Raw genomic sequence first — 25,335 nt, forward strand, 5'->3', positions numbered from 1 at the left:
CGATCGAGCTTTTAGATTTAGCCTTCTAGCTTAACCTACGATCGCCATTCAGTTTGTTGCTGCAAACACCTTAAAGCTTCCGCCGTCTCAACCTGCGGAAATTGCTCATAAAAGCGACTGACACTGTAAAAAGGGTGAGGAGTCTCCAAAACGATCGACTTATCGCCCATCTGCGCCAAAAATCCCATCAACTCTGCCGGGGCGACAGGCGCGCAAATCCACAAAGCCGCCGGTTGCTGCGACTGCAAAGCCAGCGCCGCCACAGCCATCGTCATCCCCGTAGCAATGCCATCATCTACCAAAATCGCCAAAGCCCCCGCCGCGCTGACATTGGGGCGTCCCGAAGACAAATCTGCCAGCAGAGATTGAGCATTATTTTGGGCCACGGGCAATGCTGATTTTTGCAAGCGCAAATTGTGCTGCTTTTGCTTTTGCCAGAGGACGTGGCCGTCAGCAGTTGCAGCCCCGATCGCCAATTCTAAATTATCTGGGCGAGTAATTTTCTTAGCGACAACCACATCCAAAGGACAGCCCAAGCGGCGCGCAATCGGCACAGCAACGGGCAAACCCCCGCGCGGCAAGGCGTAAACAATCGGTTTCACCGCCTCCAGTGCCGTTAAATTCAACTTGCCGAACTCGTCCGCAACTGCCTCTGCCAGTTTTTCGCCAGCATCGGCGCGATCGTCAAAAAACGGGTTAGAGAACATATTTTTGCCTGTACGAGCTCAACCAAACAATTGGAGATTGTGCCAGTGTTAATTGGAGATTGTACGCTCGACAGCATCACCTACAAGCTTCTAGCGAATCTCAAATCACCAAACCCGATCTAAACTATAAACTCTAGACTCGAAAAAATCTCCCTAATTGTAAAATGTATGTCCAGCGACTTGCAACTCAGCCTTTTTGACAACAATGAAAGTGCCAGTTTCCAAACAGACTCAATACCAGCAAATGCCAAAATTCCCATTCCTCCCGGCACTTATCAAAATATGGAACAAATCGGCGAGCACTGCAACCGCTGCTACCGCTGCGAATTGGGCAACAGCCGCACTCACGCCGTCATCGGGCGCGGCAATCCTCAAGCCTCAATTTTGATTGTGGGAGAAGCGCCCGGACAAAACGAAGACGAAACCGGATTGCCCTTCGTCGGGCGATCGGGCAAACTGTTAGATAAGATTTTAGAATCCGTGGGATTGAGTGCAGAAACCGACGTATTCATTGCCAACGTCATCAAATGTCGCCCTCCCAACAACCGCCCTCCCACAGCCAAAGAAATCGAAGCTTGCAAACCTTACTTGCTCGAACAAATTCGCATCTTAGACCCCAAAATTATTTTATTAACCGGTGCAACAGCCCTGAAAGGTTTGCTAAGCGACAAGCGGCCCATTAGTAAAATCAGAGGTCAATGGATTGAATGGGAAAATCGTTTGTGTATGCCGATTTTTCACCCATCGTACTTGCTGCGAAACCCCTCCCGCGAACCGGAAACTCCGAAATGGTATATGTGGCAAGATATGCAGGCTATTAAGGCTAAATTGGATGAATTAAAAGAGCAATTATAATCAATTTTTGTTGTTGATTTGTATGGGCGGGTTTCACGAACAATAATTGCCTAAAACAGATAATCTCTCTCGTAAACCCGCCCCCCACGGTAAATCCCTCAACCAAAAATTCCTGGATTTTCTTATACCTCTGTCAGGAACAGGCAAGATGCCTGTTCCACAATCACAATTATTTTCTGTCAGGAACAGGCAAGATGCCTGTTCCACAATAAAAATTATTTGATGTGGGGAGTAGGGGCCCTAGCGTCTCGCCCGCCCGCAAGATGGGGAGCGTGTCATTTTTGCGATGAGTATAAATAATGGTGAACCCCACCATGACTTTTTTACCGATCATCAGTATAATAGGGAATAATTATCATCTCTTCCCACTTGATATATAATCATGACAAACTTTATTGAAGCTATTGGTGGACTAATAGGACTCATAGGTTTTTTGAAAGGCATTCTTGAGTTCGTAGAGCTCAATAGGATACGTAGATATGAGAAGTTTCATGAGATGAGCAAAAGATTCGATGAGAACGAGTCAATCCAGAAAGTCTGTGAGCTTTTGCATGATAGCTCTAGCAGCATATCAGTCACAAAACAGGAAAAAGAGGTATTTATCTGCTTTTTGGAAGAGATTTACTTTATGATTATGTCTGGTGTAATGAAAAAGGAAATTGCACTGTACACATTTGGCTATTATACAAGAGAAGCAATGCACAACCAAAGATTTTGGCACGATCTTGATAGTGGGGAAGAGTATTACACAGTATTCCATAAATTCTGTCGAATGGTCTCTATCTTTGAGCCAAGCAAACTCGGAGTCAAGGAAACGCTGAAATACTGAGCACCATGAAAATAAATTCTTAGGTCACAATGTACTTTTGACGGGTTATCCTTTGATTTAGAATTGAGTATTTCCTAATTTAGAAGGTCAAACATCTTCGGAATTTCCAACTTATCTATTTCCACCTCGTGATTTATTAACAGCGGACATTCTACTAGATATTATAAAAAAAGGTGTTATTAAAAAAAGAGGTACAAGTAATGACACAGGTATAAGTTCTACAACCATCGGCACTCCAACCCCAGGGTTAGAACTAACAAAAGACATGAAGCCGCTCCAATCCAGACTGTTAATTAGACCCCAACCAACAACCAACCGCAAGATGCCTGTTCCACAATAAAATTATTTTCTGTCAGCAACAGGCAAGATGCCTGTTCCACAATAAAAATTATTTCATGTGGGGAGTAGGGGTTGGGCGTCTCGCCCGCCCAAAAAATACAATTTAGTTGCGAGACAACTTATTTTTTGCACGACAATCTCGCAGCCACAAACGAATAGCCTCAGCAATTTCGCTTTTATCGCTATCTTGTCTGAATAAAGGACGAACATCCGCCGCAGTACCAAATCGAGAAACAATTTCTACTAACTCCCATCCGTTCTCCGTTTTAGTGAAAAACAACCAATGATATTGCTGAATTTCGACTGATTTTCCCTCGCGATACTGCCGTTCCAAAGTCGTAATGAAAACTTGAGTGGCATTTTCAGGAAGCGCATCTTCAAAATTTAAAGGTAACGGTTCAAACTCCGGGCGGCCCGCTAAAATTATTTGAGGCAGCGCGTAACCGGGCCGTGTGTTAGTGTTAGGAGAAAAGTACGATCGCACAATTACGCGATTAGCATAACTCGGCAAATCTTGCAACAGGCGATCGACCAAAGTTTCTAAATCAGCCGGACAGGGCGATCGCGCTAACAAACCGTACCGACTTGCGTTTATACTGTTAGCATGATTTGTCACAAAATTAACAGCCAGAGTCGGACTTGCAACCGCAGATGTTAGCAGATAAACACAGATGAACGCTGATAGGATTTTATCTGGGTTCATCTGTGTTCACCTGGGGTTTAAAAAACATTCATCTTGTTATCCCAACTCTTCACAAATACGCGCAAAAGCCGCCGCCGGATCGGGCGCAGCAGTAATTGGCCGCCCAATCACCAGATAATCCGCACCAGCTTTCAAAGCAGCCTTTGGAGTCATCGATCGTTTTTGATCGCCTCCATCGGCCCATTTCGGACGCACACCGGGACAAACTAACAGAAAATCATCCCCGCAACTCATTCTTAACTGTTCCACTTCTTGCGGAGAACAAACAGCCCCAGCTAAACCCGTTTCCTTAGCCAACAATGCCATGTGCAAAGCAAATTCCGGCAACTCCAAAGGTATTTTCAACTCAAAAGCCAACTGTCGCGAATTCAAACTCGTCAATAGAGTAATTGCAATCAACTTAGGACTCGGTTTATCCACAGCCGCCGCCCCTTCAGTCAATGCCAACTGTGCCGCTTTCAAAGCATCTTTACCGCAAGTAGAATGGATAGTCAATAAATCCACATTGTACTTAGCAGCAGCACGACAAGCACCAGCCACGGTATTCGGGATATCGTGAAACTTCAAATCCAGAAAAATCCGCTTTTCCCGCTGTTTTAAAATTTCCAAAATCCCCGGCCCGGAACTCACAAACAGTTCCAAACCGACTTTCCAAAAAGATACATCAGGCAGTTTGTCAAGAAGTGCGATCGCCTCTTCTTGACTCGAAACATCCAAAGCAACAATAATTCGATTATCAGCGTTCATAGCGCGTTCATCTTCAGTATTCATCTGCGGTTAAAAAAATAGATTAGTCATCGCAATAATTGCCTGTTTTGAACAGGCAAGATGCCTGTTCCACAATAATTATTGGAGATGTCTATTCAAGAAACCAATCGCACAAACTTATTCTTCCCCACCTGCAAAACCTTACCGCCTAAATCAGTTGGTGATTCAAAAGTAAGATTAACATCAGAAACCCGATCGCCCTCCAACTTCACCCCACCGCCCTGCATCAACTTCCGCGCCTCACCGCTGCTTTTACAAAGCCCGCTAGCACTCAGAATATAAAACAACTTAGCCGGAAACTGCACGCTTGCCAAAGCAAATTCCGCCACAGCATCAGCTTGTCCCGCAGCACCTTTAACCAGCGCCATTGCATCTTGTTGTGCGCGATCCGCCGCTTCCGAACCGCGATACTGGCGCACCACATCCACAGCCAAAAGTTTCTGTTTTTCTCGCGGATTTTCTGGCAATTCATCAAGCGGCAAATCTGTCAACAGTTCAAAATATTGGGCGATCGAACTATCAGCAATTTTCTCCAACTTAGAATACATCGTCAGCGGGTCTTCCGACAAACCCACATAATTGTTCAAAGACTTCGACATCTTCTGCACGCCGTCAGTCCCGATTAAAATCGGCATCAGCAAACCAAACTGCGGTTTCATCCCAAAATGCCGCTGCAAATCTCTCCCCACCGCAATATTAAACTTTTGGTCAGTTCCCCCCAACTCCACATCGGCTTCCAAAGCCACCGAATCGTAACCCTGCATTAGCGGGTACAGAAACTCATGCAGATAAATCGCATTCTCCTGCTGCATCCTGTTATCAAATCCCTCTTTAGCGAGCATCTGCTGCACCGTCATCGTCCCCAGCAGTTCCAAAATCTTCGCCAAGTCCAATTTCGACAACCACTCGGAGTTGTAGCGAATTTCCAAACGTCCGGGCGTGTCAAAATCTAGAATCGGACGCACTTGGTCTAAATAAGTCTTGGCATTTTCCGCCACTTGTTCGCCAGTTAACTGGCTACGCATCTCCGACTTACCTGTCGGATCGCCAATTCTTGCGGTAAAATCTCCGATCAGCAGTACCGCTGTGTGACCGGCATCCTGAAAAGCCCGCAGCTTGCGGACGCAAATGCTGTGTCCCAAGTGAATGTCACTGCCTGTCGGGTCAATTCCCAGTTTGACGCGCAACGGTCGATCGACTTGGGCCAGCAGTTGGGCTAAATTTTCGTCAGGGTTGCTAGAATCAGGTCGATCTGGAAAAATCTCGCTGACGCCGCGGTAAAGTGCTGAAAGGTTAGGAGTTATCATCGGGGAGCGATCGTCCATCATATTTTGCCAAAGTGCAGCAGAATTAGTTACACTCACTGGTTGACGCATAAAAACATAACTATCACGCTACTATAATCCGAAACCTGACCGGCTTTCATTAGCTGACCCCGCCCAAAAACGGATACCAGCCCCGACAACAGTCGCCGACATCCCACAATTTTAGACGCTAGTTCAAACTCCTAAATTGATCTGTGGAGTAAATCTAAAATCTAAAATCTAAAATCTAAAATCTAAAATCGATCGACTGACAGTCTCTAGGTTTCGCATCTAAAATTAAAAGTCTTAAACCCCAAATCGAGTGAGGAAGTGAAATCCACGTGTCAACCAACGCAGTCCGCAATAACACGGAAAACTCAGCCCCCGTATTCGAGTTTGTTCAGTCAGTCAGTAAAGTGACCGCCGGAACCATACTCAGCATGACAATGCTTGCCAGTTCCGTAGTCGCTGGCGGACTGGTTGGCTTAGCGATCAGCTTCCGCAATTTGCCAGATGTTCGGATCTTGCAAACCTACTCTCCCACAGAAACTACCCACATTTACGACATCAACGGCAAGCCCCTAGCCAGCATCCACGATGAAGCCAACCGGGATGTCGTACCCCTTGACCAAATCTCCCCGAACCTGAAACGAGCTGTTCTGGCGATCGAAGATAGCAACTTCTTCACCCACAAAGGCATCAACCCCGGCGGGATAGCCCGAGCTCTGATGGTCAACCTAGAGAAAGGTAGAACCGTTGAAGGCGGCTCGACTATGACTATGCAGCTAGTCAAAAACCTGTTTCTCTCTCCTCAGTCAAAATTGAGTCGCAAGGTAGCTGAAGCGGTAATGTCTATCCGCTTGGAGCAAATTCTCAACAAAGACCAAATTCTGCAACTATACCTGAATCAAATCTACTTAGGTCACAACTTGTACGGCGTAGAGACAGCCTCTCGAAGCTATTTCAACAAATCAGCAAGTAATTTGACTCTTTCAGAAGCAGCGATGCTGGCCGGCTTAATTTCTGCCCCCGAAGAATACAGTCCTTTCGTCAATTACAAGTTGGCAAAAGAGCGGCAAGCCCTCGTTTTAGACCGCATGAAGGATCTTAAATGGATTACGCCGGCCCAAGAGACAGCAGCCCGCCAGGAAAAAATTAAGCTAGGCAAAATTACCTCTTTTGGCGGCTCTCAAGTTCCTTACGTAACCCAAGCCGTAGTCCAGGAACTGACAAGGCGTTTCGGGCGAGATGCTGTGGTTAAGGGAGGAATGCGCGTTCAAACCACGATCGACCTCAAAATGCAGCGCATAGCCGAAGAAACCGTCAAAGCGTGGCACAATCGGCTTTACTACCAAGGGCTGTTTTACGATCGCGATGAAGGTCAAATTGCCCTAGCAGCCGTCGATCCCCGCACCCACTTCGTCAAAGCAATGGTTGGCGGCGTCGATTACGAAAAGAGTCAGTTCAACCGCGCCATTCAAGCACGCCGCCAGCCCGGGTCTTCTTTTAAACCTTTTATCTACTACGCTGCCTTTGCTAGCGGGAAATACAGCCCCGATTCAGTTGTATACGACTCCCCTGTCGGCTACCGCGACGGCGACGGCTACTACTACCCTCAAAACTACGGCGGCGGCTTCTCCGGTGCAGTCAGCATCCGCAGAGCTTTGGAAGTATCTCTGAACATTCCCGCCGTCAAGCTTGGCCAAGAAGTCGGATTGAATAAAGTGATTGAGATTTGCCGCGTGCTCGGCATCAGAAGTCCGATGGAACCGGTGATCTCTTTGCCCTTGGGTGCAGTTGACCTCACTCCTTTGGAAATGGCCGGATCTTTTGCTACCTTCGCCAACAACGGCTGGCATTCTGACACCACATTTATCGTGCAAGTCACTGACAGCAGTGGCAACGTCTTGCTCGACAATACGCCCAAACCTAAATTAGTTCTCAATTCCTGGGCAGCGGCATCTGTCAACAGCGCCCTGCAAGGAGTAATTACCAGCGGAACGGCAAGGGCGGCTCAACTTGGGCGGCCTGCTGCCGGGAAAACTGGTACAACTTCCTCAGAACGGGATATCTGGTTTGTGGGTTACGTGCCGCAGTTGTCGGTGGCTGTTTGGATGGGCAACGACAATTATAGACCGATGAGCTACGGTGCTACTGGCGGTACTATTGTCGCCCCTGTTTGGCGCGATTTTATGAGCCAAGCTTTGCAGGGAGTTCCCGCAGAAAGCTTCAAACCTGCTTCATCTTTTGAGCGGCCTTAATTATCAGTCATGGGGCATTGGGCATGGGGCATGGGGTATGGGGCATTGGGCATTGGGAATACTTTCTTTTTCTTGCTTCTTCCTTCTTGCTTCTTCCTTCTTGCTTCTTCCTTCTTGCTTCTTCCTTCTTCCTTCCATCCGTTACATCCGTTACATCCGTTACACAATCCGTTGCCGAACTTCCTTCTTCCTTCTGACACTAGGATTGTTTTTCCAGCTCAGATTTCATCCGCTCCAGCGTTGAGTTCATTTGCTCAAACATCTGCTGGGGCGTGATTCCAAATTGATTGAGCTGTGTTTTTAACTGCTCTACAGTCATCTGAGCCATGAAGTCCTCAGACAGCTCGAAGCGCTTCATAAAAATACGGTAGCGCTCCATCATCGATTCCATCTGAGCGATGAACATTTTCTTTCCTTCGCGATCGAATTTGCCGTAATTGCCACCGAGTTTGATGAGAGATTGATAGTCTTCAAACAACAGCTTGGCTTCTTGCTGAACAATTTCCGAATCAAAAAATCCCATAGCTTTCCTAATTTTTTAATATTCAACTAATTTTGATCGAGGCGAGAAATCCCGCTGCTTTTTGTACCATTTTATCAGTTGCCGGAGGAAGTCCCTACCCCTGAAGGTACAAGAATTAGTAGAAATTTCCGTACAGCAGAGGCATTGGGCATCGGGCCCGATGCCCGCGCAGGGCATCGGCCCGCGCAGGGCATCGGGCCCGAAAAGCGTTGGTTATTGGTTATTCAAACTAACAACCAACCAATAACCAATAACTAATGATTGATAACTGATGACTAATGACTTCTTCAAACTTCCCCGATGCGTTCTAGAGGCCAAAACCGCACTACAGCGCGGCCGATGATATTCTGCTTAGGTAAAAATCCCCACCTGCTGGAGTCGTTGCTGTTGTTGCGGTTGTCTCCCATCACAAAGTATTCATTTTCTGGAACGCGATAAGGCCCCCACTGGTATTTAGGAGGTTCGGCAATATATTTTTCGACGAGGGGTTTGTCGTTGAGATACACTAAACCTTGTTTAACGGCGACGGTTTGACCCGGTAAGCCAATTACCCGCTTGATGAATGCTTGGTCTTGAGTAAAGCCTTGTTCTTGCAACTTTTCGGGGGGAGAAAATACTACGATGTCGCCAGTTTTTGGAGGTTCGAGGTAGTAGGAGATTTTTTCGACTACGACACGATCGCCCACGTGCAAAGTGGGTATCATAGAATCTGAGGGTATATAGCGCGGTTCGGCGACCAAGGCTCGAATCACTATTGCTAAACTCAAAGCAATAATCACTATCTGAAGATTTTCAAAGCTAGACTTCCACGCTTTCTGCCACCAGCTTTCAGGCGGATTTTCTGCTACTTGTGTACCCAAATTCTTTTTTTCAGATGTCATGAAAGTCCTCGCTATATAGTTGCCACTAATTATCTGATTAAGCTCGCTCAGCATTTAAATTGCATCTCTACAAAGCATCAAACCATGAGCGCGTCCCACACGCGAACCTGCCCCAAATATACAATTTAAATGCAGTACAGCTTACCGTTGAAGTATGTCGCTGTTAATTACTAGACGTGAAGTGCAGGCATTTGCAAAGTTGCAAAGTATCTAGAAAGGCACCTGCGATTTCCCTATCAATCAAAGATTTATACAATAAGTCTTCTCTTGATATTAACTCATAAAAAAGGCAGAGAATTTAAATTCTCTACCTTTTTTATGTGAGGATTTTGAGTTGTTGGCGATCGCGAGATTGGTTATTTCAAAACTTAACTCGCGATCGCACAAAACTCAAACTTACTCAGCGCCTTGGGGCAGCAATTCGCGCTTTTGACCTTGCAGCACCTTAACAATTCCGTCCTCGCCCACATCCACAACAGCGGTGTCGCCGTCTTTGATGCGGCCAGAAAGGATTTCCTCAGCCAAGCTGTCTTCCAACAAGCGCATGATGGCGCGGCGCAGGGGTCGGGCTCCGTAGCTGGGGTTGTAGCCTTCTTCTACCAGCCGTTCTTTGAATTTTTCGGTCACTTCCAAGGTGATGCCCTGTTCTGTCAAACGGCTGAACACTTCTTTGAGCATGATGACCGCGATTTCCTTGACTTCTTCCCTGTTCAACTGGCGGAAGACGATAATTTCGTCTAGGCGGTTGAGGAATTCGGGACGGAAGTAGTTTTTGAGTTCTTCGTTAACCAAAGAACGAATGCGGTTGTAATTAGCATCGGCTTGGTTGTCGCTGAACTCGAAGCCGAGGCCGCCGCCGCCTTTTTCAATCACCTTAGAACCGATGTTTGAGGTCATAATCAGCAGCGTGTTTTTGAAGTCCACGGTGCGACCTTTGGCATCAGTTAAGCGGCCGTCTTCCAATATTTGCAACAGCATATTGAAGACATCGGGGTGGGCTTTTTCGATTTCGTCGAAGAGCACGACGGTGTAAGGACGGCGGCGGACTGCTTCTGTGAGTTGGCCGCCTTCGTTGTAGCCGACGTACCCAGGCGGAGAACCGATGAGTTTGGAGACGGTGTGCCGTTCCATGTACTCCGACATATCCAGACGAATCATGGCGTCTTCGGAACCGAAGAAGTAGCCGGCTAGGGCTTTGGTGAGTTCGGTTTTGCCGACGCCTGTGGGCCCGGAGAAGATGAAACTGGCGATCGGGCGATTGGGATTTTTCAAGCCTACCCGCGCGCGACGAATGGCGCGGGAAACGGCTTTCACTGCTTCTTCCTGACCGATCAAGCGCTGGTGCAAGGTATCTTCCATGTGCAGCAGCTTTTCGGATTCGGATTCGGTCAGTTTGTTGACCGGGACTCCCGTCCAGCTTGCCACGATTTGAGCGATATCTTCTTCGGTGACCACTGGCGATGGGTCTGTTTCGCCGGTGCGGGCAGAGTCGGTTTTTTTGGCTTGGGAAATAGCGCGAATTTCGGCTTTGATGGTCATTTCTCGATCGCGCAATTCGCCGGCTTTGTCAAAGTCTTGAGAACGCACCGCTTCGTCTTTATCTTTGAGGACTTGGCGGAGTTCTTTGTCAAGTTCTTTGGCTGCCGGGGGCAGTTGGGAGTTGATCAGGCGAACTCTGGAACCAGCTTCGTCTACCAAGTCAATTGCTTTGTCTGGGAGGAAGCGATCGGAGATGTACCGATGTGAGAGTTTGGCTGCAGCTTCCAGGGCCGTGTCCAAGATTTTCAGCTTGTGGTGCTGTTCGTAGCGTTCCCGGAGACCGAAGAGAATCTCGATCGTCTCGTCAACGGTGGGTTCGCCGACCATCACGGGCTGGAAGCGCCGTTCTAGGGCAGCGTCGCGTTCGATGTGTTTGCGGTACTCGTCTAAAGTTGTAGCGCCGATACACTGGAGCTCGCCTCTAGCCAAAGCCGGCTTGAGAATGTTCGCTGCGTCGATCGCCCCTTCAGCCGCACCTGCACCGATCAAAGTGTGCACTTCGTCAATCACCAAAATCACGTTACCCGCTGTGCGGATTTCGTCCATGATTTTTTTGAGGCGTTCTTCAAATTCGCCCCGGTATTTCGTGCCGGCAACCAGCAAGCCGATGTCGAGGGTAACGACGCGCTTTTCTTCGAGGATATCTGGGATGTCGTTGTTAGCGATGCGCTGGGCCAGACCTTCGGCGATCGCGGTTTTACCGACTCCGGGTTCGCCGATGAGCACCGGGTTATTCTTGGTGCGGCGACCGAGGATTTGAATTACCCGTTCAATTTCTTTTTGGCGTCCGACTACTGGGTCTAGTTTGCCATCGACCGCCATTTGAGTGAGGTTGGCACCGAATTCATCCAGGGTTGGGGTTTTGGTGCGGGCGCCGCCGCCCGTGGCTGCGACTTCTGCGGTTTCTCCCAGCATCCGAATCACTTGGGTGCGGACTTTCGACAAGTCTACTCCCAGGTTTTCCAGGACTCTGGCCGCTACTCCTTCACCTTCGCGGATCAGGCCCAGCAGCAGGTGTTCAGTACCTATATAGTTGTGTCCGAGTTGGCGAGCTTCTTCTAGGGATAGTTCTAGAACCCGCTTGGCGCGGGGGGTGAACGGAATTTCGACTGCCACGAAGCCGGAACCGCGCCCGATGATTTTTTCCACTTCAATCCGAGCGTCTTTGAGGTTGACCCCCATTGATTTGAGGACTTTAGCTGCAACCCCGGTTCCTTCTCCGATCAGACCCAGGAGGATCTGTTCTGTCCCTACGAAGTTGTGACCCAGGCGGCGAGCTTCTTCCTGGGCCAACATGATTACTTTTATTGCTTTTTCTGTGAAGCGTTCAAACATGATTTATTCCCATCACCTGCTGCTATGTGCCCGTTTCGAGGTCACGCTCGCACAACGAGCGTTTGTGTTCGAGTGTTAACTCGTACTGCTTATTCTAGCGCGACACTCCCAACCTATCTGCCGCACTCGGCTGCGGTTGCAGATTCCAGGCTCATGTTGCAGGGTGGCTTTCAACTGGGAAGACCCAAATGGTGGCTGACCTACAACCTCCCCTAGACTGCAAGAAGATTGCTCTTCTCGGCCCGTGCCCAACCTACGACTGCGTATTGATGGATTCTAGCATAATCTTTTTGGCTGTCATGCAGGTGCCAAATGGATATTTCTCGAAGTGTAGGACAGTTTTTTTACAAAAGTTCTTGGTTATATGGGCGATCGATCCCCTAAACTCATCCTTAACCGGCAGCCCATATCAAGAATTTGTTGCTTTGGGAGGCCCAGAGCTAGCTGGGCTTTTTTTATCTAAAATTTGGCCTCAGATGCGTGGGGAATTTGGGTAGTATTCATATTGTCAGTTGTGCGATCGCTCCCGATCGATTAGTAAGTGTTGCTACACTCCGAGGGGTTTGGCTCAGACTATAATCTGCACGGTTCAAACGAGGGCGAAGCAAAGCGGTAAGTACGATCGTGCAGGCAGAGGTTTCTTCCCATGCTGAGGTTGATTGCCTATGAGGATTTTGAACTAAATTTATATCGAGTAACCCATTATTGGTCAATGCAAGTTAAAGACTCAATAAATTACATTTAAAACTCAAAACTATCGATCGCCAAATGCCAGTTTTTCTGATGCAGCCGATCGCACATCTCCCGTTTCTCAACCGCCAAATATCGCTGAAATTCCGGTTTTTCCAGACCGCTGCGCCACATCACCAGAGCATCTTCCCCGGTGTCTTCGTAGTATCGCTTGCGCCGTCCAGCCTCTTTATAACCAAATTTTTTGTATAGAGAAACTGCGACTAAATTCGAGTCCCGCACTTCTAAAGTCGATCGCTCTAATTGCCTGTCACAAGCCGATTTTAGCAAAGCCAAAAGCAGAGCTTGTCCCAAACCCTGACGTTGAAACTGAGGATGAATTGCCAGCATTATAATGTGAGCTTCTTCTAAAATCGCCCACAAACAACCGATACCGATGAGAGTTGGGGGAATCTGTAGGGGCGGTGTCCCCGTGCTCGCCCGGTTTTGAGCTGATTCACAGTCGTCAGTTTCCCATGTCCAAAGACCTAATAAATCGCTGTTAGGACTGTCTAACTCGCGCCTGTAGCCTTCGATCGTCCAAAGTCCCGCAAAACAAAGCCGATCGAGTTCGACTGCACTGTTGAGGTGTTCTGCTGCGAGATGTTTAATTTGTAGAAAACGCACAGTCGATTTTAAATTTTAGATTTTAGATTTTAGATATGATAATTACTCACTGCAAGGATGCTCCAGTTCGATCGAGTCTCAGTCAGTCAGCCTGCTTGCGGAATGAATCTGGGAGCAACTGACCCAATTGCTTGCCGTCAATTGTACACTGGGAAAGACCGTAAGGATAGTTATTGCGCGATGGTATCAACTCAATCTATCGGGGTGGAATCGGGACTTAAGTATCTGTCTGAGTCTCAACAAGCCCTGCACACTCGATCGCCCAATCAAGAACTGTTACCGCTGACAGCCAGTGTTAACAGCAGCGATCGGTTGGAAATCGGAGGCTGCGAGGTGACAGCTTTGGTTGAGCAATTTGGCTCGCCGTTATACATTTTAGACGAAGAAACGTTGCGGGCTGCTTGTACCCAGTACCGGGATGCTTTTAAGCATTACTATCCGGGCGAATCTCAAGTGCTCTATGCTTCTAAAGCATGGAGTTGTTTGGCAGTTTGCGCGATCGCAGCTTCCGAAGGTTTAGGGATAGATGTCGTATCCGCCGGAGAAATCTACACTGCACTGCAAGCCGGTGTCAGTCCCGACAAAATCTACTTCCACGGTAACAACAAGTCTCGCGAGGAACTGCGACTAGCTGTCGAAAGCGGCTGCATTACCGTAGCCGACAATTGGCGGGATTTAGAGACTCTAGCAGAGTTGGGAGAATCGGGTGTCAGCAGCCTCACAGGTGGGCCGACACGAGTTATGGTGCGGTTTACTCCTGGAATTGAGTGTCACACCCACGAGTACATTCAGACGGGTCAAATCGACAGTAAATTTGGCTTCGATCCCAACTCGCTCGATCGAGTTTTTAAATTTATCAGCCAACAATCGTCGTTATTTTGCGTGGGAGTGCACGCTCACATCGGCTCTCAGATTTTTGAACTGCAACCCCATGACGATTTAGCTGAAGTCATAATTCAGGCCTTGACAAAAGCACAGAGTTATGGTTTGCCAGCTACAGAAATTAATATTGGCGGGGGGTTGGGCATTCGCTATACTGAAGCGGACGATCCTCCCAGCATAGAAGATTGGGCTCGTACAATTTGCTCCGCAGTGGTAGCAGCTTGCGAGCGGCAGCAATTGCCATTACCAAAATTGCTTTGCGAACCGGGTCGATCGCTCGTCGGTACAGCCTGTGTCACTGCTTATACCGTTGGCTCTCAAAAAGTCATTCCGGGAATGCGGACTTATTTAGCTGTGGATGGAGGGATGTCGGACAATCCGCGTCCTATTACCTATCAATCAGTTTATCGAGTCCTCGCAGCCGGTAAAATGTCTGCTCCCTTAACGCAAACAGTGACAATTGCTGGGAAACACTGCGAGTCAGGCGATGTTCTGATTAAAGATGCCAAATTGCCAGAGTGTCATGCCGGAGATGTTCTCGCCGTTACGGCCACAGGGGCATACAATTACAGTATGGCTTCTAACTATAACCGAGTACCCAGACCGGCAGCGGTTTTAGTGAGAAATGGGGAAGTTAACACGATTGTACAGCGGGAAACTTACCAGGATTTGCTGAGGCTTGACCGCCTTCCTGAACGACTCGGAGCTCCAAAGTAAAAACTTAGAAGTTAAAAGTTAAAAGTTAAAAGTTAAAAGAAAGACAATCTATGTTTACTTAGTGATGATTGTTTTTTCACTTTTAACTTTTGCCTTGTTCAGTCACACGATTGGATTGACACTCCCCGGTCTAAAAACACGGGGATTTTCAGAGTATTCCTTATAACAACTGTTCATGGTTCACGGGTTCGAGTGCATCACGGTTCGCGGTTCACAGGCGGTAGCGTTCGATGAACCATGAACAATCAACAATCTGGCTTTGACTTGGCCCTGGTTCAGTCCTTATTGATTCAAGGGATCGATATTGGACTGGTTTTTGCCCTTGCGTATTTGGTGCTCGTCATTGTTGGCGAGCGCAGAACGCTGTGGATGGTACGGGGATTTATCATTTTGATGCTGGCGGCGGCGGTGAGCAACTGGGCTGGATTGAGGCTGTTGCACGTTGCGCTCAATAGCTTGGTGACTGGTTCGGCTGTGGCAATGGCGGTAATATTGCAGTCGGAGTTTCGCCGATTTCTGGAACAATTGGGTCGGGGGGAATTTCGGCAATTGTTTGGACGCGATCGCCGACCAACTCCCGAACCGGACAGCGTAATAGATGAAATTGTGGACGCAGTAAAAGAACTTTCGCAAAACCGCACGGGCGCTTTACTAATTATAGAAACAGATTCTCCGATCGACGATCGAGATTTTTCTGTGCCGGGGTTAAAGCTAAATGCTGAAGTTTCTAAAGAATTGTTGCAGACGATCTTTCAGCCGCAAACTTTGCTGCACGACGGGGCTGTTTTGATTCGAGGTTCGCGGATCGTGTCGGCGGGAGTAATTTTGCCTTTGTCCGATCGCACTGCGTCGCGGCAGTTGGGAACCCGCCACCGGGCGGCAATGGGGATTACGGAACGGGTGCAAGCTTGCGTGTGCGTGGTGGTGTCCGAGGAAACGGGTTCTATTTCTTTAGCCCAGATGGGACTTTTAAATCGACCTTTGACTAGCAGCAAACTTAAGGAATTGCTGGAAGCAAAGCTGTTCCCCTCCGAGGGAGAAAGAGTTGTGGCTCCAATTCCGATCGGCAATCTCGGACGCCAGATAGGATTGAAGGGAGTGACGCTATTAAAACGGATACTGCGCCGTTAGTCGGGTAATCGGGAGAAACCATGAGTCAAGGAATTTGCTTGGAAAAGTTGCCGGAGGATCTGCAGCAGGAACTACTGCCTAAGCACATAGCAGTGATTATGGACGGGAACGGGCGCTGGGCTAAGAAGAGGGGGTTGCCGCGGATTGCGGGACACCGCCGAGGAGCTAGCACTCTGAAGGAACTGCTGCGCTGCTGCAAAGATTGGGGGATTCCAGCTTTAACGGCCTATGCTTTTTCGACGGAGAATTGGGGGCGGCCGGCTGGGGAAGTGGATTTTTTAATGAGTTTGTTTGAGGGAAAGTTGCGGCAAGAATTGCGGGAGATGGTGGACGAGGACGTGCAAATTCAATTTATGGGGAATTTGCAGGCTTTGCCGAAGTCTTTGCAGGCCCAAATCGAGCGTTCTGTGACGGCAACTCAGCACAATCAGGGGATTTTGTTTACGGTGGCGACGAATTACGGGGGGCGTCAAGAGATTGTACAAGCTTGTCGGGCGATCGCCACTCAGGTGAAAGAGGGCAAGTTGCAGCCGGAGGAGATTGATGAGGTTTTATTTAAACGCTATTTGTATACTGCTGATGTTTGTGACCCGGATTTACTAATTCGGACGAGTGGGGAAATGCGGTTGAGCAATTTTTTACTATGGCAAATGGCTTATTCGGAAATTTACATTACTGAGACGCTGTGGCCGGATTTCGATCGATCGGAGTTTCACCGCGCTTTGTCTGATTATCAGAAGCGCAGCCGCCGATTTGGCAAAGTTTAACGATTTTGGATTGGAGATTTTTGATTTTAGATTTTTTGGTTGATTTTTTAGTTTCCAAGTAGGTCATCTCCTGCTCAACATAACGATTTTAGATTTTAGATTGGAGGACAAATCTAAAATCTAAAATCTAAAATCTAAAATCCAATTAGGGGCCGGAGAAAACGGCCGCTTCAATGTCCTGACGTGAGAGGGAGTATTTGAATGCTCGCTGAATGTCTTGGCCGTCGGCTCCAGCATCGATGTAGCGGACGGTAAGTTGGTCGATATCGAGGGAGAGTTCTGCTTTCCATGTAAGTTGCTCGATCTGCCAGCAGTGGAGTTCTCGCCGATCTTGCTGGCAGCCGCGGCTTTTTAGCCACTGCTCGATTTCCGGGAGTGGATGGTTGTACAAAGGAGTGTCAGCGGAAGGAAGAGTCATGGGATTTTAGATTTTAGATTTTGGATTTTAGATTGGGGATTTCGGATTGGGGATTTCCGATTGTAGATTGGAGATTTGGGATTGGAGGCTTTAATTGCCGCGAATTAAGCCGATCGCGATCGCCAGTACCAAACATCCGATTAAGCTAGCTCCCATGATAAACAGAGCGAACATTTCTCCGGGAGAAAGGGGTCGATCCGTGGGATCTAGGTAAGCGGAGTTGGAAGTTTTTTTGCCCGATGCCGAAACCGGAGTATTGAAGCCTGGGGGCGACTGAATCACGTTCAGACGAGAATAGCCTATTTTGAGGTCGTAGGCGAGGCGACGTTCTGGGTTGCTGAGGGTGGCGTAGGCGTTATTTAGCTGCTGAAATTTGGCTGTGGCGACTGCGGGCGGCAGCTCGGTGGTATCGGGATGGTAGAGTTTGCTCAGTTCCCGGTACGATCGCCGAATTTCGATTACTGAGGCTGAAGGATGCAGCCCTAACAAGCTGTAATGAGTCGAGCCCAAGGGGGTTTTGCCGGGTATTTTTTGACTTTTGTTTTTTGCAGTTGCCTCGTTTCCTGCCACCGAAGCCCCTCTCTGCCTATTGTTAATAATATTTGGTTATTTTAGCTGAAATCTGAAGGAAGAGGAATTAACCGCAGAGGGCGCTCCAGAACGCAGAGGGAAGAGGGAAGAATTCTAAATTCTCCCGTTCTTTACCTGTTTCTGCTGGTACGCGGTTTTTTATTCTTTATTGGGGTTGACTTTTTCAGAGGAATGTGAATTGGCTAGGGCTAGCACTGGAGTGTCGGTTGGTTCTGGTCGATCGATACTGTGTTCGCCGTCGGTGGGAATTTGGCAAGAAATCAGTTCTGTGACGATGCGATCGCCCAGAACATCTTCCCAATCTTGCAACTGTTCTCTGGCTTTGATCGGTGTATTGAGAGCCACGTCTACGCCCATTTGCTGAAGGTTGAGGCTGTGGGCTGTCGATCGGCGGTTGACACACTCCACCAGCCAAACGCTCAATCCGACTGCTGCCATCAAAGGCAAGACAATCCGGTAATCGCGGGTTAATTCAAACATCAATAGGATGGCTGTCAGCGGTGCTCTGGCGCTGCCGGCGAGGACGGCGGCCATTCCCACCATTGCGTAGGCGGCAGGGCCAGCGACTCGATCGCTCATTGCCGGCAGCATTTCCAAAAACAGGCCGTAAGCCGAACCCAGGGAAGCTCCCAAAAACATCGCCGGAGCGAATATACCGCCCACTAAACCGCTGCCGAGGCTGATTGCTGTCATCGCCAGTTTGACAAACAGCAGCAGCAGCAGCAAAGGCAAGGAAAATTTAACATCTTGGAGCATGGCTTGGACTGTTTCGTAGCCGACACCCAAAATTTGAGGAAATTGCAGGGCGACTAAGCCGACGCAGGTCCCGCCGATGATGGGCTGAAGCGGTCGGGGGATTAGTCCTAGCCAAGCAAATCCTCGGACTTTTCCTTGAAAACAGCCCTCGGCTAATTGAATTGCTTCTGTGTAGGCTAGAGACACTCCGCTCGCTAAAAGGCCCAATCCCATATACAGAGGCAGTTCCAAGGGGCTGCGGACATCGTAAACTGGCAACGCAAAGGCCGGCTGAGATCCCAAGCAGATTTGAGCGATGAGCGCCGAAACTACGGCGGAGAGCAAGACTACGCTGACTGAGGAAGTGGCGAAGGTGCTGCCGAGCACGACTTCTAAGGCAAAGAATACTCCGGCGATGGGAGAGTTAAATCCGGCGGATAAACCGGCAGCAGCTCCCGCGCCGAGGAGCAAGCGCTGCCGTTCTGGGGAGAGCTGTAAAATTTGAGCCAGCAGCATTCCGAAGTTGGCGCCGATTTCGACGCTGGGGGCTTCCGGGCCGAGGGAGGCGCCGGTGCCGAGGGAAACTGAGGCTGCCACCATTTTGGTGATGGGTTTGAGGGGGGAGAGTTCTTGCAGGCCGCGGGTGGCTGCAATTAAGGAAGACATATTCGGGCCAAAGTCCCGAAATCGCCACCGCATCAGCCCGATGATGACTCCGCCGAGGGTTGGAATGCAGGCTAGCGTCCAAGAGCCTTTGGAGGCGATCGCCCCCATGAAGTCTTCCAGCATCAGGCTGTGGATGAAGTGGATGAGGTAGTGAAAGGTGACGACGCCTGCGCCCGTAACTCCCCCTATGACTAGGGACAGGATGAGCAGGAGGGTTTCTGGGCTGGGGTGCAGGCGGTTGAATAGCGGGCTTAGTCGGGAGGCTTGGGGAGTTGCTGCGGTTGGCCCGGGTGGCGGCAGATCCACAGGAGGGATGGCTCTCATTTAGCGGTTAATTCTTCGGTGAGAAGTTATATAATTATTACAATTTATTTCTTATTTTCATTTTGAGTGATTTTAGGGGAATTGACAACTTAATTAAGGCGTATTTTCGGGTAATTTTTTGGGGCTAGCCGCTGAGGTGGAATCACTGATTATCAGGAGCGACGGATTTGGCGTGATTGTATGCTCAGTTACATTCAAACTTAGATATACTCTGGCTATAATGCTAATCAACTATATTTACCTTGTGGGTGGTTAGGCAGATCGCATCAGTGAACTAGCAATATCATATAACTCAGTAAAAAACAACTTTCAAATTAAAGAATTGGCGATGGGAGATTTTACCTGACAACCACAAATCTCAAACCACAAACCTAAAATCTCCAATTTTAAATTCCTCGGTCGCGCATACTATCATATCGGTTGTTGAGCGGGCGGGATTCTTGGTCTGGGTTTGGCGATCGACATTAGCGGATCGCCGATGGTGGCGACTTTCCAGGGCGGGGATTCGAGCTGGCGTGCTGCGATTAAAAAGGGTGCTCCTCGCTTTAGGCGATCGACCATTAATTTAGGTGGAATAAATGCCGATAAAAAAGGTTCGTTGACGCTGCCAATATATGCGTAAGCACCATTCTCTAGCCACCTTCCGGCAACGGTGTTTGTGTCATCTGGCGCTGCTGCTGACCAACTGTGGATCGTGTGGATTGCTGCGGGAAATTGGAGTTTGGGTATGTCTTCAACTAAAGCGTCGCCGTTGCCCACTTGGAATGATTTTGGATAGCCTTTGGAATTCATTAATATTAAGTCAAATGTCCACGGTTTTGAGGCTAAACTCCGCCACTTTTCCAGGCTAGATTCGGGTTTCTGCACTAATTCGACATTTAAACCTATTGTTTTTAGTCCGCTAGCTGCTGACTCCATTTCATATTTTGCCCAATTTCCTTCCTTGGGGTAACTATCATAAAGCATAGCTGTTTCGCTGTCGAGAAATAAGGCGCACATGGCTTGATAGATCGATCGCACCTCGGAACCGTAAATCCAGCCAACAACCGCCCAGCGTTCGCCGTTGGGGTGCCTTCCCAAACCGTCGGTAACGGCTAGTTGTTCGTCTGGTTTTTCAGGAGATTGATATTTGACTGCTAGTTGGCGTACAATGGTTATTGTGTCGATCGGGTCTGCGAGTTGAGAATAAAAAAATCCGGTTGATTCGACGGCTTTTGTAACTGCTAGTTGCAGATTTTTCCACTGTGTGTTATCGAGGGTATCGTTGGGTGTTCCGAAGTTGCCTTCTAGAAACACTAACGGTTGGCCGTGAGCGGCTGCTAAGGCAACTGCTGCTGAGCGTGCGGGGTCATTTTCTGATGCGATTACTACTCCTGGGGGTTCCCAGCCGAGTTGCGTCCATTGTGCTTTTAAGGTTTGAGTATCGGTGGCATTCCAGGCTGCTGCTGCGCTGTTGAGCATTAATTGTTGGAGTTTTTTATTTTTTGGCAGTTGCTGTTTGATGCTGGGCAAACGGACTATTTCTTCGGGTTTAAAGCGCTGCACAAACATGGGGGCATATTTTTTGTCTTCGATGAGAATAGGCCAGTTTCCTTTGAGATTCCATTTTTGGATTGCTGCTAAGAATGTGGCTTCGTCGGGTACTAAAACTACGCGGTTGACTGTTGGTATATTTTCGCGGAGGATAGCCGATCGGAGACCTGTTTGAATTGGCCAGGGTTCTTGTTTGGCTGAGGCGGGAAGTTGAAAGGGTTTTGTGAAAAGGCGATCGCACCCGATACCGATTGTTGCTAGGATGGAGATAAGGGCGATCGCGAGTAATTTAAATTTTAACTGTTTTTTCATAGGTCGGGGAAGGAAGGAACTAGGTTATAAATACGAACAATTATCGAAATATTTTTAGGGGCTGCAAGCGGATGTTTCGAGGCGCGGGACAAAGGAAGGTTGTAAGTGCGATCGGGCTGGCAACTTTTATTATTATTGCCTTAGCAACTACAGGTTTAATAATTGTCGCAGCGAACCGTTCGTCAGTCAAGCATCAAGTCCGGCAATTGCTGAGGGCGAGAGAATGTCAAGGTTGCAATCTTTTCGGGGCAAATTTGAGCGAAGTTTTTCTGGAAGGGGTCAATTTAGAACAAGCCAACCTGAAAAATGCCCATTTGTGGAGCGCGCATTTGGTAAACGCTAACTTGAAACAGGCCAATTTGACTGGGGTTTACCTGATAAGCAGCAATTTGGCCGGGGCAAATTTGGAGGGAAGCAATTTAGAAAATGCGTTTTTAGAGGATAGTTATTTGGAAGGAAGTAATTTGAGAAATGCTAACTTAAGAGGTGCTTTTATGAAAGGTATTTTTCTCGCTAACGCTGATTGGGAAGGGGCGAATTTGGAGGGTGCTAATCTGTGGATGGCTAATTTGGAAGGGGCGAATTAGAAGGGTGGTAATCTGAGAAATGCTTTGCTGTTGGATACTAATTTGGCAGGGGCGAATTTAAAGGGTGCGGTGATGCCTGATGGTACGCGACATGAATGAAAGTCATTAGTCATTAGTCATTAGTCATTAGTCATTAGTTATTAGTCATTAGTCAGAGGAAAGAGCGATCGCACCTGCCACCTTCATTTCCTGTTATTTGGTGAGGAGATGAAGGAGTGACGAGGCGCGATCGCTCTTCTAATAGAGCAGATTTTACAAGCGCGTCGGCTGCTTTAATCATCTATCTAACTCAGCCAGTCTTGGACGCACTCCGACTCCAGAAACCGGGTTTTTTACCGAATCAGCAGGTCACAACCTGTGTATTTTCGTAAAAAAACCCGGTTTCTAAGCCCCTGTGCGTAAGTCATACCAACTTTACTTACACACGTTCTGCAAATTTTTGAACAGCTTTTGGCGCGAAAGCAGCAACTAAAAAAGCAGTTGTAATGTATTTCCCCTCAGAATCTTTGCTAGTTATTGTTATTGCACCAAACACAATCGCTGCAATCAGCGCAATAAAACTCATGGCTCGCATTGTCGAGTATTTCCCATTATCTTCCTGGAATAATTCGGCCAGCTCTTTTCCATGTTCTGAAGAATTTGGTTGAGTCTCAACTATAGAAGAATGTGTCATTTGATTAACCTCCTAAATGATTAAAGCTTAACTAAGTCCTAACTTAGTTCGAGTGTGGCTACCAACTATTCCATCATCTTCAAGTCCAACAGAACGCTGGAAAGCTTTTACAGCCGTTTGTGTATTTTCACCAAATACACCATCAACTGCTCCTGGATTAAATCCCCGATCGCGCAATCGCTGTTGGAGTTTGATAACGGCTGAACCTGTTGAACCAAAGCGTAGAGTCACAAATGGCGACTCATTTTCTAGCTGTTCGGGAGTGAATTGCATACCTAGCTTATCAGCAACTTGTTTTCTCAAACTGGGAAGTTGACTGTACAGCAAATCACCCGGACAATCAGTATTGCTGAAATCTCTGTGTCCCTTGATATTGAGCGGACTAATATTGCAAGAATCGCATAATGACACACAAAGTTCTACAAGGCTCTCCCATTGCTTTTCACTCATTTGGAAAGTCATGAAATTCCCTTCATTTTCAATACCAGGAGATTGATTGCCGTTGGCTAATTTTCCTGGATCTTGCCCTGCATGGGCTGACTGAATGCAAAACCCTTTTTTCACAGCATCTAGGGAACCGTGCCGACCTTCTAAAATAAACCCTCCGGTTGTATTTAAGAAGTTGTGTCCTGAGTCCGACCAATCATTATCATCCATGTGAAAGTTTTGAATGTTTCGCGCTAACTTAATCGCTCCTTCCAGCGTGCCTCTTGAGGCATCGTTGGGAGGATTTTGGTTGTTTGTATGATGGACGATGACATAGCGAGGAATAGTCCTTTGAAAAGAAAATGTTCCAGATTTTGGAGGTCTGGCTCCCCAGACTTCTGCTGTTACAACTTTTGCTGTAAATGACATAAAAAATGACTCCTAATTGTTTAATTTGTAGGTGGAAGTTACCCCACGGAGGGGGCAACTTCTGTTTAGGCTATGGCTTTGAAGTAATGCTCAGCGATCTGCGCGATGTGGTCAGCCCTGTCCCGTCCATTCACTATTTTTCTAGCCTTAGAGAAATCGCGCCGATCGCCAACAATGAAATCACTCAAACCTACACCCGTAAAGCTACCATCGCGCATTCCCCGAACTAGAATCATGGCAGCGATTTCAGGGAGAGCGGCTTTTTCTGGATTATCTATCAAATGAATTCCGAGTTTTTTACTCCAGATTTGGTAGTTGCGACGCCCTGTAATTTGGACGAAACCTCTGCCTTTGAAGCGAGGCCCATCACCGGATTCAGTGTTCCCTAAATCTTCGCGGCCTTCATAATCCCACCCATCAGCTAATTCCATCATCAAACGTCCAAAATGGGATTCATGTTCGGCCGTTGCAAAAACATAGGCAATTTGCCCGCGATCGATGACACCATTATCGAGACATCGATCGAGGATAAGAGGCAAATTTTTCTTGGCAAAGGGACGAATTGCCGACGGAGATTGAGCGATATCTAAAATACGATCGACGCTAGGGAAGTCACTGGGCATATCCCACATCTTGGGTTTGCGAGTAACTATTGCGATCTCTTCTGGCTTTACCTTCAGCAACTCGGCCCAGGTATTGCGATCGACTTTACCTGTTACCTTTAGTCCACCTGAAACAAACTGGCTTTTATCCGCAGGGCGCATCCGTTGAAATTGCTCCACTGCTGCCTTAGTGACAGACCCAAAAAGCCCGTCAATTTTGGCATCTTTTGGTAATAATCCCCAATCTTTTAAGCGCCTTTGCAGGATCTCGACATCATCAATCAGGTGAGGGGTATCGATAATCCCGTCATTGATTTGTAACTCAACTTTTTCAATCGTCATATTCACAAATCCAAGTAGTAATAATGTTTGTAGTAAAGACTGAATTCCTTTATTGCATATTTGGGTAAAATGCGGACTAAAGTCCTCACTACGAATCTTGTTAGTCTGGCTAAGTCACCGAAGTAATATCAATTGAAAACTCCGGCATTTTTTTGACTCATTTAGAAATCCGATGCAGCCACATTGTTGCAGTAGATTCGATCTTGCTGCTGTCCCAATTGTCATAAAAAGATAAAGCTTCACGCAAACTAAAGGCATTGGCAGTGGCGGAGATCAATTTACGACTGTATATCTTGTTTTCGCCTTTGTTATCTGGTGAAAATGGGGAATTTTTCCGATAGCCTGAGTAGAACCATTCTCCGGCTGGATCGTTCACAAAAAAGTCACCGTTGTTGTTATAGCCGCGAATAACTAGAATGTGACCCGGAACAGTCCAATAACCGTGCAATATACATATCTCGCCAGAATCGAGAGACCGAGTGATGTCTGAAAGACTCCCTTTCAATGTCAAATCATCTCTCAACCCCAAACCCTCTAACAATCTTTTGATGCCATCGGGAGAACCGTGATCGATTCCCAGCCTGTCGAAACGTTTTTTAACATCATCTTCGTACTGTGCAAAGAAGCCTAAATCTGCAACTTGAAAGTATTTCAGACACATTGCCGAACTTGTAGCACCGCAAGTGCGCCAGGGTTCAATTTCGTTATCATGTTGACTGAAATACGGAACCTTATGATTGACAGCCATAATTTACCTCAAGGTAAGTGTTGTAAACGATTGATTTGGTCTCAGACCATTT

The 25,335-nt window shown here is 47.7% G+C and carries 24 protein-coding genes; 7 read left to right on the plus strand and 17 right to left on the minus strand.

Annotation, left to right across the window (positions count from 1 at the left end; all coding sequences use genetic code 11):
* Window positions 1-35 precede the first annotated feature (35 nt).
* The gene (locus QUA50_RS09805; protein WP_333262540.1) at window positions 36-707 is read right to left on the minus strand and encodes a phosphoribosyltransferase family protein; all 672 of its coding nucleotides are present in this window, start codon (window positions 705-707) and stop codon (window positions 36-38) included.
* 168 nt (window positions 708-875) lie between these two features.
* On the opposite strand from QUA50_RS09805, the gene QUA50_RS09810 reads away from it, so the two are divergent.
* Both QUA50_RS09810 and QUA50_RS09815 read left to right on the plus strand, forming a co-directional pair.
* The gene (locus QUA50_RS09810) at window positions 876-1,562 is read left to right on the plus strand and encodes a uracil-DNA glycosylase (RefSeq protein ID WP_333262542.1); all 687 of its coding nucleotides are present in this window, start codon (window positions 876-878) and stop codon (window positions 1,560-1,562) included.
* Window positions 1,563-1,944: 382 nt separating this feature from the next.
* Window positions 1,945-2,391 (plus strand): hypothetical protein, encoded by a 447-nt coding sequence (locus QUA50_RS09815; RefSeq protein ID WP_333262545.1) that lies wholly within the window; start codon window positions 1,945-1,947, stop codon window positions 2,389-2,391.
* Window positions 2,392-2,833: 442 nt separating this feature from the next.
* Here QUA50_RS09815 and QUA50_RS09820 read toward each other — a convergent pair whose 3' ends face one another.
* The 3 genes from QUA50_RS09820 to tyrS all read right to left on the minus strand — a co-directional run bounded on the left by QUA50_RS09820 (window position 2,834) and on the right by tyrS (window position 5,529).
* Window positions 2,834-3,433 carry a hypothetical protein gene (locus QUA50_RS09820; protein WP_333262547.1) on the minus strand — a complete coding sequence of 200 codons (600 nt, stop codon included), beginning with the start codon at window positions 3,431-3,433 and terminating at the stop codon, window positions 2,834-2,836.
* 36 nt (window positions 3,434-3,469) lie between these two features.
* The gene (pyrF, locus tag QUA50_RS09825) at window positions 3,470-4,180 is read right to left on the minus strand and encodes an orotidine-5'-phosphate decarboxylase (protein ID WP_333262681.1); all 711 of its coding nucleotides are present in this window, start codon (window positions 4,178-4,180) and stop codon (window positions 3,470-3,472) included.
* A gap of 116 nt (window positions 4,181-4,296) precedes the next feature.
* Window positions 4,297-5,529 carry a tyrosine--tRNA ligase gene (gene tyrS, locus QUA50_RS09830; protein ID WP_333262684.1) on the minus strand — a complete coding sequence of 411 codons (1,233 nt, stop codon included), beginning with the start codon at window positions 5,527-5,529 and terminating at the stop codon, window positions 4,297-4,299.
* Window positions 5,530-5,846: 317 nt separating this feature from the next.
* Here tyrS and QUA50_RS09835 point away from each other — a divergent pair, with 317 nt between their 5' ends.
* Window positions 5,847-7,766, plus strand: coding sequence for a penicillin-binding protein 1A (locus QUA50_RS09835; RefSeq protein WP_333262549.1), 1,920 nt, complete (start codon window positions 5,847-5,849; stop codon window positions 7,764-7,766).
* 199 nt (window positions 7,767-7,965) lie between these two features.
* On the opposite strand, the gene QUA50_RS09840 is transcribed toward QUA50_RS09835, so the two are convergent.
* The 4 genes from QUA50_RS09840 to rimI all read right to left on the minus strand — a co-directional run bounded on the left by QUA50_RS09840 (window position 7,966) and on the right by rimI (window position 13,400).
* Window positions 7,966-8,289, minus strand: a complete 324-nt coding sequence (locus tag QUA50_RS09840) for a DUF1825 family protein (RefSeq protein ID WP_006632589.1) — start codon at window positions 8,287-8,289, stop codon at window positions 7,966-7,968.
* A gap of 287 nt (window positions 8,290-8,576) precedes the next feature.
* On the minus strand, window positions 8,577-9,170 hold the full coding sequence (gene lepB, locus QUA50_RS09845; protein ID WP_333262552.1) for a signal peptidase I: 594 nt from the start codon (window positions 9,168-9,170) through the stop codon (window positions 8,577-8,579).
* Between the two features lie 396 nt (window positions 9,171-9,566).
* The gene (locus tag QUA50_RS09850) at window positions 9,567-12,044 is read right to left on the minus strand and encodes an ATP-dependent Clp protease ATP-binding subunit (RefSeq protein ID WP_333262554.1); all 2,478 of its coding nucleotides are present in this window, start codon (window positions 12,042-12,044) and stop codon (window positions 9,567-9,569) included.
* 741 nt (window positions 12,045-12,785) lie between these two features.
* Entirely contained in the window at window positions 12,786-13,400 is a 615-nt protein-coding gene (rimI, locus tag QUA50_RS09855) for a ribosomal protein S18-alanine N-acetyltransferase (protein WP_333262556.1), read from the minus strand.
* 180 nt (window positions 13,401-13,580) lie between these two features.
* Here rimI and lysA point away from each other — a divergent pair, with 180 nt between their 5' ends.
* The 3 genes from lysA (at window position 13,581) to QUA50_RS09870 (ending at window position 16,897) form a co-directional block, all read left to right on the plus strand.
* Window positions 13,581-14,999, plus strand: a complete 1,419-nt coding sequence (gene lysA, locus QUA50_RS09860; RefSeq protein WP_333262687.1) for a diaminopimelate decarboxylase — start codon at window positions 13,581-13,583, stop codon at window positions 14,997-14,999.
* Between the two features lie 237 nt (window positions 15,000-15,236).
* Window positions 15,237-16,130 carry a diadenylate cyclase CdaA gene (gene cdaA, locus QUA50_RS09865; RefSeq protein ID WP_333231148.1) on the plus strand — a complete coding sequence of 298 codons (894 nt, stop codon included), beginning with the start codon at window positions 15,237-15,239 and terminating at the stop codon, window positions 16,128-16,130.
* A gap of 20 nt (window positions 16,131-16,150) precedes the next feature.
* Window positions 16,151-16,897 carry an isoprenyl transferase gene (locus tag QUA50_RS09870; RefSeq protein ID WP_333262559.1) on the plus strand — a complete coding sequence of 249 codons (747 nt, stop codon included), beginning with the start codon at window positions 16,151-16,153 and terminating at the stop codon, window positions 16,895-16,897.
* Between the two features lie 145 nt (window positions 16,898-17,042).
* Here QUA50_RS09870 and QUA50_RS09875 read toward each other — a convergent pair whose 3' ends face one another.
* From QUA50_RS09875 to QUA50_RS09890, 4 genes are all read right to left on the minus strand, one after another.
* A complete protein-coding gene (locus QUA50_RS09875) occupies window positions 17,043-17,315 on the minus strand; it encodes a DUF3143 domain-containing protein (RefSeq protein WP_333039717.1) in 273 nt (90 codons plus the stop codon).
* A gap of 90 nt (window positions 17,316-17,405) precedes the next feature.
* Window positions 17,406-17,885: a J domain-containing protein gene (locus QUA50_RS09880; protein ID WP_333208094.1), complete on the minus strand. Its 480-nt coding sequence runs from the start codon at window positions 17,883-17,885 to the stop codon at window positions 17,406-17,408.
* A gap of 159 nt (window positions 17,886-18,044) precedes the next feature.
* A complete protein-coding gene (locus QUA50_RS09885) occupies window positions 18,045-19,631 on the minus strand; it encodes a chloride channel protein (RefSeq protein WP_333262562.1) in 1,587 nt (528 codons plus the stop codon).
* Between the two features lie 411 nt (window positions 19,632-20,042).
* Window positions 20,043-21,476: a hypothetical protein gene (locus tag QUA50_RS09890; protein WP_333262565.1), complete on the minus strand. Its 1,434-nt coding sequence runs from the start codon at window positions 21,474-21,476 to the stop codon at window positions 20,043-20,045.
* A gap of 71 nt (window positions 21,477-21,547) precedes the next feature.
* Between QUA50_RS09890 and QUA50_RS09895 the strand changes: the two genes are divergently transcribed.
* On the plus strand, window positions 21,548-22,063 hold the full coding sequence (locus QUA50_RS09895; protein ID WP_333262568.1) for a pentapeptide repeat-containing protein: 516 nt from the start codon (window positions 21,548-21,550) through the stop codon (window positions 22,061-22,063).
* A gap of 151 nt (window positions 22,064-22,214) precedes the next feature.
* Here QUA50_RS09895 and QUA50_RS09905 read toward each other — a convergent pair whose 3' ends face one another.
* The 5 genes from QUA50_RS09905 to QUA50_RS09925 form a co-directional block, all read right to left on the minus strand.
* Window positions 22,215-22,343: a hypothetical protein gene (locus QUA50_RS09905; protein ID WP_333262570.1), complete on the minus strand. Its 129-nt coding sequence runs from the start codon at window positions 22,341-22,343 to the stop codon at window positions 22,215-22,217.
* 138 nt (window positions 22,344-22,481) lie between these two features.
* On the minus strand, window positions 22,482-22,736 hold the full coding sequence (locus QUA50_RS09910; protein WP_333102299.1) for a hypothetical protein: 255 nt from the start codon (window positions 22,734-22,736) through the stop codon (window positions 22,482-22,484).
* A 27-nt stretch (window positions 22,737-22,763) separates the two neighbouring features.
* Window positions 22,764-23,591, minus strand: coding sequence for an N-acetylmuramoyl-L-alanine amidase (locus QUA50_RS09915; RefSeq protein ID WP_333262573.1), 828 nt, complete (start codon window positions 23,589-23,591; stop codon window positions 22,764-22,766).
* Between the two features lie 65 nt (window positions 23,592-23,656).
* Window positions 23,657-24,535: a peptidoglycan-binding protein gene (locus QUA50_RS09920; RefSeq protein WP_333262576.1), complete on the minus strand. Its 879-nt coding sequence runs from the start codon at window positions 24,533-24,535 to the stop codon at window positions 23,657-23,659.
* 157 nt (window positions 24,536-24,692) lie between these two features.
* Window positions 24,693-25,283, minus strand: a complete 591-nt coding sequence (locus QUA50_RS09925; protein WP_333262579.1) for a C39 family peptidase — start codon at window positions 25,281-25,283, stop codon at window positions 24,693-24,695.
* Window positions 25,284-25,335 lie beyond the last annotated feature (52 nt).

The organism is Microcoleus sp. M2_D5, assembly GCF_036701935.1.
In the GTDB taxonomy this organism is placed as follows: Bacteria; Cyanobacteriota; Cyanobacteriia; order Cyanobacteriales; family Microcoleaceae; genus Microcoleus.